Origin of the sequence: Cupriavidus taiwanensis, assembly GCF_900250075.1 — a bacterium.
Taxonomy (GTDB): Bacteria; Pseudomonadota; Gammaproteobacteria; order Burkholderiales; family Burkholderiaceae; genus Cupriavidus; species Cupriavidus taiwanensis_C.
The window spans coordinates 1-9,524 of the sequence record NZ_OFTT01000006.1; the positions used below are offsets into that span (position 1 = coordinate 1).

Sequence of the window (9,524 nt, forward strand, 5' to 3'; positions counted from 1 at the left end):
GGCCGCGCCCCGTCCGAGGTACCGCAACCCGAAGACGGGCCAGACCTGGTCGGGGCGCGGTAGGGCTCCCGCGTGGATTGGCAAAAAGCCCGAGCGTTTCCTAATCGATTTCTTGTACTGAACGACAGCTTGGCGGGCGCGGCCGGTCCGCCCCATTCTGACTTAGCAAGCTCGGCAGGTCGGAAGTTCGGCGGCCACGGCGCAGGAAGCTCAAGGGAAGAGCCCTGCAACGAGCCGGAGGGGGCGGCGCTGCCTAACCCCAGCTCTTCAGCGGCACCTTGACCCAGACGACCTGCTCTCCCGGCTCGCGTGCATTACCGTATTCCGGCCAAATCGGGGCGATCGTGTCGTTTCCACTAGACAACTGGTCAGGCAACTACGGCTCGGCGTCGCTCAAGCAGGCGGACGGCAGTTACGTGAAAGGGCCGGCGCTCATCGTCCAGAACGCGAGTTCTGTCATTCTCGATCAAACGCCGATTAAGAATTTTACGTATTGCGCGGTTGGCAACACGTTAAGCTGGGGGCTCGACAGCAACGCAACCGCCGGCAATGTCGCGTTCAGCACGATCACAACGCCGACGTCGACCGGTTACACCGGACCGACGTTCTTCGGTACGCTCCAGCAAAGCGAAACGGGTCGGGTACAGCAATACAGTGGCGTGCTGTCGACGCCGACTCAACTGTCCGACTGGATTGGCGTCTACGGGCAGACGACCATGACGAACGCCGGCGACACCTATTCCGCCGGACCGCCGCTGAACGTTCTCAGCAATACGCAGGTCACGCTGAGCGGCGCGAATCTGCAAGGCATCAATTACGACGTCAACACCAATGCGCTGACCTGGCCGTTCAGCGGCAACTCTGCGGGCGGTTCGATCACTTTTACGCGGATCACGACACCGACCTCGAGCGGGTACGTTGGCAATTCGTTCTATGGCACTATTCAGCAAACGCAAAGCGGCGGATCGTTACCGTTCTCCGGTATTCTCGGCCAACCCTATTCAGGCGGCGGGGGGTATCAGGAATCGACTCTGCAAAAGGTCTTCACGATCGCCGGCTATGTAATGACGGTACTATCTGGAATTCAATTTATCTATCTCGGCTACAAGATCGCCGCCTGGGAGGGGGGCAAAATCACCGCTGCGCAACAGCAAGCTGAGGATGTCGATCCTGGTCTCGAGGACGGCGTGCCGGAGGCGTACGCGAACCCGGGCGAGCCGATCAAGCCGGATAATCCGCCGCCGGAGAACACGACGACCGACACGACCACGGAAACCCAGGCGGAGCCCGTCACGACTACAGATACAACCACCGACGTCACGACTGAAGTGACCACCGAAGTCACCACGGAGGTCACGACCGAAGTCACGACAGAAGTCACGACAGAAGTAGTCGAAGCCGTGGAGGTCGTGATCGAGCCAGCCGTCGAGGAAGAGAAGAAGAAAAAGCCCTGACTGCCGTACCGGGGGGGACAATGCACATAGTCTCCCACCCGAGATGCACGTCGGTTTGCACGCAGCGTCGGGAACTGCGCTGGCGTTTTTCTAGCGTCTGACAGTCTCTTCATCCTTTCCGGTGATCCGACTTGTTCGCTCCCTATAATTCTCCTTCGTTAGCGGCGTAGATATTGGGATCCATTGCAAAAAGGGCGGAATAGGTGTCACGGACCCGCTCGCCAAGTACCCGTTTCCAATCCGAAGGATCCCGCAGGCGATCATAATGAGGAGTTGGAGCGCCAATCTCGAGGTCCCTGTGGCTGCTGAAAGCCGTTCGATAAGAGTCATCGCCCCCCCCGACGTCATGGTCGGTTTTCTGGCCGGTCTCTGCCACTCGGCCTACGTAGGCAAGTCGTTGCCGGCGCCAGAGGTGGACGAAGGCGATCAACTGATCGCGATCGATTGTTCTGCGCGACGCACTTCGGTGTGGACTCCCCAACTGTCGATTTCCGGCTAAGGTGACAGCGCAACAGCGTTAGGAGGGTATTTGTCATGCCATTCCTGTTTGTTCACGGCGTCAACAATCGCCAGGACGCCAACTATCTTCGCGAAGAGAGAATGCGGACGGCTTTCCTCACGGAAATCGTCGCGCCCGTCGTCGGTATTGATCCAGCACACCAGGTGTTCGCGCCGTATTGGGGCGGCGACGGGGTCAGCTTCTGGCGCGACCTGGCGGTGATTCCCAAAGGCAGCGAGGTCGAGACATTCGGATCTGATGAGAACGAACTGCCGCCATCGCTGGGGATTGCGGTGGCCGAGGGCGCCGTGCAGACAGGAGATACTCTGCACGCCTTAGCGCGCAAGCATCCGGATGTGGCAATCGATCTACTGTTCGATGCTCTCATCCAGGATGCCAAGACCGACGCAGACATCCTAGTTGTGGCCAAGGCGTATCAACTGGCTCAGCTTCGCCTGGCCGATACGGCAGAGCCCTGGCTGGCGCTGGCCACGGAGGACGATGTACTGGAGCTGGTCGTCGATGTCGTCAGTCCGCTGCAGCCTGCGGACAAGGACGAGACCTTTGGCGGCGCCGGCTTCTGGGCCATGTTGGAAGAAGGCGCCAAACGGCTGAAGCTACTAGGGCCGGATCAACTGTCCCAAGCCATTGTCGGCCCTTCGCGCCGGTCCCTGACCCGCAAACTCGCCGCGTTCATCGGCGACGCGTTCCGCTACGTCACCGAGCGGGAGGATGGCGCGCAGCCAGGCCCGATTGCTTCGAGCGTCCTCCAGGCACTTCGGCAGGCTGCGGCACTCGCGCGCGTAAAGAAGGAACCCCTGGTGGTCATCAGCCACAGCTTCGGTGGTGAGATCGTCTACGACATCCTGACCCACTATGCTAAGGACTCCGAGCTAGAAATCGACGCCTGGGTAACCGTCGGCTCGCAAGTCGGCCTGTTCGAGGAGATGTCGCTGCAGTGGAGCAGTCCCGGTCGCGTAGACCGTGCAGCGACTCCTCGCGAAGCCATCGCATCGCCGACGCGGGCCAAGCGCTGGCTGAATATCGTCGACACCAATGACGTACTGGGCTTCCTGGTCCTGACGGTCTTCACTGCGGCCGTGCCCGATACGGTCCATGACTTCAAGTACAACACCGGCTACCCCGTCACGGGTGCGCATTCCGGCTACTTCAAGTGGCCAAGCTTCTACAAGCGACTGGGTCAGCGCCTAGGGGGACAATGATACGATGACACAGATTCGACTGCGCCCCATCGACGAGACACGGGGCACGCATGTGCTAATCATCGGCGTCGGCTACTACCGCCATCTGCGCGGTGGGCCGGAACCTCGCAGCTGGGTGCACCTCGGGCTCAATGTCTAGCAGTCGCCACCGATCTCCGCGATGCACTTGGCGCGCTGGATACTCAACGGCAATGGCGCACGAGGCGGCCTGCACAACCCGAACGCGCCGCTGACGACGCTGGAGATCCTGGTCTCTTCGGAACAGGGCGAGCAACTCAACGCGGCCGGTGCCATGCATGACATCGAGCGGGCCTCGATGCCCTTAGCTTCGACCGCTGGCTCGACGAGGTACAACGCCACCCCAACAATGTGGGCGTACTGTACTTCTGCGGCCACGGTGTGATGGGCAATGGCCCCGAGCACATCCTGCTTCTGGATGACTACGGCGCCAATCGTAACCGCCCCTTCCAGACCGGTAGCTTCGACCTGTCCAACACTGCGCGCGCTGTGGCAGCAGGGCATAAGGTCCGATAACGAATGCCTTATAGACAGGCGAGAATCGCAGGCGCCAGGAGTCGAATGGCACTCGAGAAGTAGCTAAATAGCGGCTTTGGAAGGGCCCGTTCGCCGCAGTAGGTCGTGGATCTTCGGAAAAAGCGCCTAATTATACACATTGATCGCGAGGCAGATTACCGGGATAATCAGTGTTAACAGAACCGCTTCTAAGCAATGACTGATACGACTCTCCCCGCGCCCGAGTACAAGGAATGGCTAAACGAGCTGAAGCGTCGCGTGGAGCATGCTCGGCAACGCGCTCTGTTGTCTGTGAATCGGGAGTTGGTCTGCCTATATTGGCAAATCGGCCATGACATCCTCGAGCGCCAAGGGCGGCAGGGGTGGGGGGCTAAGGTCATTGACCGGTTGGCGAGCGACTTGCGAAGCGCCTTTCCTGACATGAAGGGATTCTCGCCCCGCAACCTCAAATACATGCGGGCATTGGCCGAAGCCTGGCCGAGCGGGGAATTTGTGCAGCAGGCTGCTGCACAATTGCCTTGGTTTCACCTCTGCACATTGCTGGACAAGCTCAAGAGCAACGAGCATCGAGAATGGTATGCCGCACAGGCCTTGGAGCATGGCTGGTCTCGCAATGTCCTGGTAATGCAGATCGAGACTCGCCTCCATGAGCGGCAGGGGCGGGCAGTGAGTAATTTTGCGGAACGCCTGCCGCCAGCACATTCGGATTTGGCTCGCGACGCCTTCAAAGATCCGTACATCTTCGACTTCCTAGGATTGGGCGAGGATGCGCAGGAACGAGATATTGAACGCGCCTTAACGCAGCATATTACGCGGTTTCTATTGGAGCTCGGCGCAGGTTTCGCCTTCGTCGGACGACAGTATCGTCTTGAGGTCGGTGGCGACGAGTTTTTCATCGACCTGCTCTTTTATCATCTGAAGCTACGCTGCTATGTCGTGGTAGAACTGAAGACCACGCCCTTCCGGCCCGAGTATGCGGGACAACTCAACTTCTATCTGTCGGCGATCGATGCCCAAGTGAAAGCCGCCGACGACAGTCCTACCATTGGACTGCTGCTCTGCAAGGAAAACAATCGCTTGGTTGCTGAGTACGCGTTGCGCGGAATGGCCAAGCCGATGGGTGTTGCGGAATATCAGTTGATCCGGGAAGTTCCCCCTCCGCTGATTACGAATCTTCCTTCGATCGAACTGATCGAGGCCGAGTTGGCCTCCGATGCGACGAGCGTTCCACGGCACGGCCGTGGAGGTTAACACTTCCATTGATGTTCATGCGCTAGAACATCCGCAAGCGCTTTCAACCACTTTAGACATAATGCGGGGTATGTCTCGGGGCACGGTCGGTGGTAGCACCGACCCCCTCGACGGGCAGAACCTTCGTTATCGGAGGGGAAGGCGGTGCGGCACGTCACGGATCTCCGCGCTCTGTCCGTCGTCTCTTCGCGACCCAATCCGGACGTTCGTGGGTTTAGGCTCCCAATGGCAGGAAACTGTCGAGCGGACGGCGAGCCAGCTTTTGTTCGACAGCACCTCGACCGAAGTGGACGGGCGACCGTGTCGGGTTACGCGCCCGCTACGGGCTAAAAGTCGTCGCTTGACACCTCGCCGTCTTCCGCAAAACGTCGAACACGGCTTTCCCCGAAAATACTTTGGCATAGAATGAAGGCATCGTGCCGACGATCCGCGCCCGACCGCATAACCGATAACAACCGCTTTGCGAACGGACATGTCCAAGTCTCTAGTCGAATTCAAACGCTTCTTGGCCAAATCGGCCCCGACGCTGTCCGAACACGAGAAAAAGCTGGCCAACCTGATGCTGGGGGGTTCAACGAAGTCGCGGCGGTCGGGACGGCCGGAGGCCGGCGAGGGAAAGTCTTGGCGAAACTGATCGTTGACAAGGGGGAGGCAGCGCCTCTGGCACTCGAAATCGCGGCCGACGAAGCGAACGTCAACGAGAAGGAGATCGTTCGGCTTACCAAAGTCGAGGTCGAGCATTTTCGTGGGTTTTCCGAGAGGCACTCTTTCGAATTCAAAAACCCGTACACGTTCGTCTATGGGCCGAACGGGACGGGAAAGTCTAGTCTCTGTGAAGCGCTCGAATACGGATTGCTCGCCTCGATCCACGAAGCGGAATCAAAGCGGATACCCGTCTCGGACTACATCAGGAACGCAACATCGAGGAAGTCGGCGAAACCCGTTCTGTACGGAGATACCGCGGAGGAGAAGGGAATCGAAGTGAAAGCGGACCCCCGCACTTTCGAATTCTGCTTCATCGAAAAGAACCGGATCGACGGATTCGCGCGGGTGGCCGCCAATACCCCGGCCGCCCAGCAGGCGCGGTTAGCGGCGCTGTTCGGCTTGGAAGAGTTCAACGCGTTCGCAACGCAGTTCAACGAGAGCCTCGACCCTTACCTGGACTGCGTCGGAAAAAAGGGGAAGGATCTCGCGGATCGGACGAAGGGGATCGCCGGACACCAAGTGATCCTCGAAGGCCTCCCGGTGAAAGCCAAAACCGCCGAAACGCGAGGCGCCGTGCTGCTCGGGAAATATCCGGAGTGCAAGGACCTCGAAAATCAAGGCAGCTCTAACCGGTCCCGAAGGCAACGGTGGCAAGCAAAAGGCTAACAACACCGAAATCGGCCGCCTGCAGAACCTTAAAACGGCCGCTGATCCAGGGACGGACGACATCCTAGCCGACGCCGACGGACTGCTCCGGCTCATCAAAGAGAAGGCAGAATCGGAAGAGTTCCTCAACCAGTACAAGGATCAGCTTTCCCTTCGAAACCTTTACGGCGCGATTCTGGGGAACCGCGAAAGGTTCGGGAACGAGTGTCCCGCGTGCGCCTCCGAACTCTACCGCGACGGTCGACTCGCCGTTCCGGTCGACCCGTACAGCAACGCGGAGGAAAAGCTGAAGCAATTCGACGCCGCCCTGCGGGCCGAAGGACGGATCAAGGAAATCCGGGAGGCCCTCAACCTCGGCTGGCGGGAATTGCTTTCGAAAATCGCCAAGCTTCCCGCGCCCGCCGCTGCTGTCGGGTTCATCGGAGCGCCCGAGGTCGGCTCGTTCAGCGCCGAGGCTTCCGACGCCAAGGATGCGGCGGGCATCGAGACCTTCCTCCGAGCCGTGCCGGCAAAGCGCGAGCTCCTTCAGGCGCTGAAGGACGCGACCGGTACTCATAACGGAAAGGTCGAACAATCCAAAGCCGCGATCAAGAAGCTCGAGGATGATAACCTCGCGATCTCCAAGGACCTCGAGGAAATCGTGGCTATCTCGACCCTCATCGCTACGAACGCGACGAGCGAGACGGAGGCGACGCAGGCTATCGCGAAGTTCAACCGGGAGAACGAGGAGCTCATCAGGGAGGCGGAAGCAGAGAAACCGGGAGTCGCAAGAAACCTGAGCTACAGCATCGCTTACGTCTCGCTCCGCGAAAAGCTCCTGGCCTACAACGCCGGACTGCCCTTGGCCCTGGCCGCGGAGCTCAACGAAAAGACGCTCAAGTTCTACAACGAGATCAACAAGAACGATCACGCTTCCGACAGGCTCAAGTCCCTGAGGCTGCCGACGGCCGTGGGTGAGAGGATAGAGATCGAGTTCGAAAACGGGGACAGGTGCGACGCGCTCCAGGTCCTCAGCGAAGGTCACATTCGGTGCCTCGGGCTCGCGATTCTGCTGGCGAAGATCACCACGGACCGCCTCCCGTTCCTGATATTCGACGATGTCGTGAACTCGATCGACGACGAGCACCGTGGCGCGATCATCGACCTCATCTTAAATCCGGAAGAAGTGGGCAAAAGGCAACTCATCGTCACGACCCACGGTGAGGATTTCGTGAAGCGCCTCGAGAACGCCGTGCCAATGAAAAAGTACGAGGAAACGGTGACCCGAATCGACTTCCTCGTGCCGTTCGCCGCCAAGAAGATCATCGTGAAGCTCGATTCGCCCCGCCACTACCTCACGGTGGCCGTCCGAAGCCACGAAGAAGGGCGTACGCGCGACTCCCTGAGTTACGTCCGAAAGGCCTTCGAAGAAGAGCTCAACCGTCTCTGGAAGAAGATTGCAAATAAGAAGCTGTCGGCGCAGATAAGTGTGGGGATGATGGGGCCGGGAAACCCTGACCTCATGAGCTTGGCGACGGGGCTTCACCAGTTCCTCAGCAGGAAGGACGTGACAGTGTTCCAGAAAGTCGTGCCACACCTGGGCGAGATGCTTGGATATGGCGAGAAGCACAAACTCGAATGGAACTACCTGAACAAGGGAACCCATGAAGAGGACCGGGTGGAAGAGTTCGACGCGGCGATCGTTCGGCGCATGCTCGAGACCGTCATCAAGCTCGACGAGGCGATCGATGCTCCGCAGGCCTGATGGTGGCTTCCGGACCCAGACATGCTTCCGGGCGATTCACACGACGGCAGGCGGTCGGGACTGCTGCCGTTCAGACTGCAAGTGCGCTGAATGACAGAAGGCTGTCACATAGCAGCCTTTCTTTCCGCTGACCTGTGAACGTCGGCTTCGGCCTAGATGCCGAAGCACTCCATCCGGCCGGTTTCGGAGGGCATCGGACGCTTGAGCGTTCGCCGCAGGATCAGCCTGACTGCCCGATTTTGGCCGACAAGCGACGGCCGCGCAACGACGGGGAATCAAATTCATGAGGAGTGGATTGCAACCTTCTCACGTGACGGCGCTGGAGCATTCCGCAGACCGCCTTGCGATCAGCGATGCCCGGCTTCGGTGGGGTATAAGCCTGCCGGGTCACATAGCTAAATGGGCAATGGGATGTCCAGCGTGGGCGACGCACGCGACTTCGGGGATCGCGGCACGCCAGCCGCTCGTCCTGCTGCGGGCGCGGCACGATGACCGCCGAAGATCTGTTTTCCAGGGCCGTGCTCACACCCCGACAAGTCAAAGCCGGCTGGACACGAAACGAACGGTCTGTGGTAACCACCGACCTGGTTGCTCGCCAGAAGACTTCGTCTATCTGAGGGCCTCGGCCTGTAGGCAGGCCAGGTAAAGCGCCCCTGGTTGAGACGGCCCACGGCACACCATACGCCAAAGCCGTCATGCACAAAAAGCTTCATGCGCGTATGGCCGGCGTTCGAGAACAGGTAGGTGTGATGAGACTGGGCTGCGCCGAAGGCCTGCACCACGCGCGCCAGCAACCGCTCGCTTCTGGCACGCATGTCGATGGGTTCGACGGCCAACCACAGCGAGTCAATGCGGATCATCTAAGCCAGTCTCGAAGCAGTTGGGAAAATTGCTGCGCCGCTAACAGAGCGCCAATGCACAACCAGCGTGCCGCCTGGGCGCTGTATCTCCATGCGGATGGTCTCGTTGCCGCCGCCGGCGTCTTACACGGTAACACCTCTCCCTTGACTGCGGACAGGGCCTCCACCTGTAGCGGAACAAACGCGTGGCCCTCGCTCAGCGCCGTCAGCATCTGCCGCTGACGGTCCTCTCGCATCCATCGGTGCACCATGTTCGGGTTGAGCGCGTGGGCTGAGCGCGACCCCCGCCACCGAAGCTCCTGGCTGGCGAATCTGTGCCATGACCATCGCCTTAAAATCGGCGCTGTACTCCCGCCGGCGCGGCCGCCAACTGTCGACACTTGATCCATCGTATCCACGATCCTCCTTCGTGGGGACGATGCTTCATCGCTTCAATCTATTCAAGATGGAACAACTGGTCGCTTACCATAAGAGCAACCCAATGGCATTTTCATATCTACGCAAGCACAACTTTGTTTCCGGCGCTGCGGATTTTCAGCGCCTCCGTCGCCTATATTTGACATAACTATTCTTATGCGAAGAACGTTT

At 59.5% G+C, this 9,524-nt stretch carries 10 protein-coding genes; 8 read left to right on the forward strand and 2 right to left on the reverse strand.

From position 1 onward, the window contains the following. Together CBM2588_RS30785 and CBM2588_RS30790 are read left to right on the forward strand one after the other, a co-directional pair. On the forward strand, nucleotides 1-121 hold a 121-nt coding region (locus tag CBM2588_RS30785; protein WP_172583736.1), incomplete at its 5' end, for an H-NS family nucleoid-associated regulatory protein. 157 nt (nucleotides 122-278) lie between these two features. Next, on the forward strand, nucleotides 279-1,454 hold the full coding sequence (locus tag CBM2588_RS30790; protein ID WP_116332813.1) for a hypothetical protein: 1,176 nt from the start codon (nucleotides 279-281) through the stop codon (nucleotides 1,452-1,454). A gap of 142 nt (nucleotides 1,455-1,596) precedes the next feature. On the opposite strand, the gene CBM2588_RS31610 is transcribed toward CBM2588_RS30790, so the two are convergent. After that, on the reverse strand, nucleotides 1,597-1,830 hold the full coding sequence (locus tag CBM2588_RS31610) for a DUF5343 domain-containing protein (protein WP_368666650.1): 234 nt from the start codon (nucleotides 1,828-1,830) through the stop codon (nucleotides 1,597-1,599). A 158-nt stretch (nucleotides 1,831-1,988) separates the two neighbouring features. Here CBM2588_RS31610 and CBM2588_RS30795 point away from each other — a divergent pair, with 158 nt between their 5' ends. The 6 genes from CBM2588_RS30795 (at nucleotide 1,989) to CBM2588_RS30815 (ending at nucleotide 8,076) form a co-directional block, all read left to right on the forward strand. After that, nucleotides 1,989-3,176 carry a hypothetical protein gene (locus tag CBM2588_RS30795; protein ID WP_115684100.1) on the forward strand — a complete coding sequence of 396 codons (1,188 nt, stop codon included), beginning with the start codon at nucleotides 1,989-1,991 and terminating at the stop codon, nucleotides 3,174-3,176. A 4-nt stretch (nucleotides 3,177-3,180) separates the two neighbouring features. Beyond that, nucleotides 3,181-3,315, forward strand: a complete 135-nt coding sequence (locus tag CBM2588_RS31450; RefSeq protein ID WP_269462468.1) for a hypothetical protein — start codon at nucleotides 3,181-3,183, stop codon at nucleotides 3,313-3,315. Between the two features lie 27 nt (nucleotides 3,316-3,342). Further along, nucleotides 3,343-3,579 (forward strand): hypothetical protein, encoded by a 237-nt coding sequence (locus CBM2588_RS30800; protein WP_147298481.1) that lies wholly within the window; start codon nucleotides 3,343-3,345, stop codon nucleotides 3,577-3,579. Nucleotides 3,580-3,905: 326 nt separating this feature from the next. Then, a complete protein-coding gene (locus tag CBM2588_RS30805; RefSeq protein WP_115684102.1) occupies nucleotides 3,906-4,961 on the forward strand; it encodes a PDDEXK nuclease domain-containing protein in 1,056 nt (351 codons plus the stop codon). A gap of 621 nt (nucleotides 4,962-5,582) precedes the next feature. Next, on the forward strand, nucleotides 5,583-6,332 hold the full coding sequence (locus CBM2588_RS30810; RefSeq protein ID WP_159373696.1) for an AAA family ATPase: 750 nt from the start codon (nucleotides 5,583-5,585) through the stop codon (nucleotides 6,330-6,332). 367 nt (nucleotides 6,333-6,699) lie between these two features. After that, on the forward strand, nucleotides 6,700-8,076 hold the full coding sequence (locus CBM2588_RS30815; protein ID WP_172583737.1) for an AAA family ATPase: 1,377 nt from the start codon (nucleotides 6,700-6,702) through the stop codon (nucleotides 8,074-8,076). Nucleotides 8,077-8,471: 395 nt separating this feature from the next. Here CBM2588_RS30815 and tnpB read toward each other — a convergent pair whose 3' ends face one another. Then, nucleotides 8,472-8,936, reverse strand: a complete 465-nt coding sequence (tnpB, locus tag CBM2588_RS30820) for an IS66 family insertion sequence element accessory protein TnpB (protein WP_115684105.1) — start codon at nucleotides 8,934-8,936, stop codon at nucleotides 8,472-8,474. Between the last annotated feature and the right edge of the window lie 588 nt (nucleotides 8,937-9,524).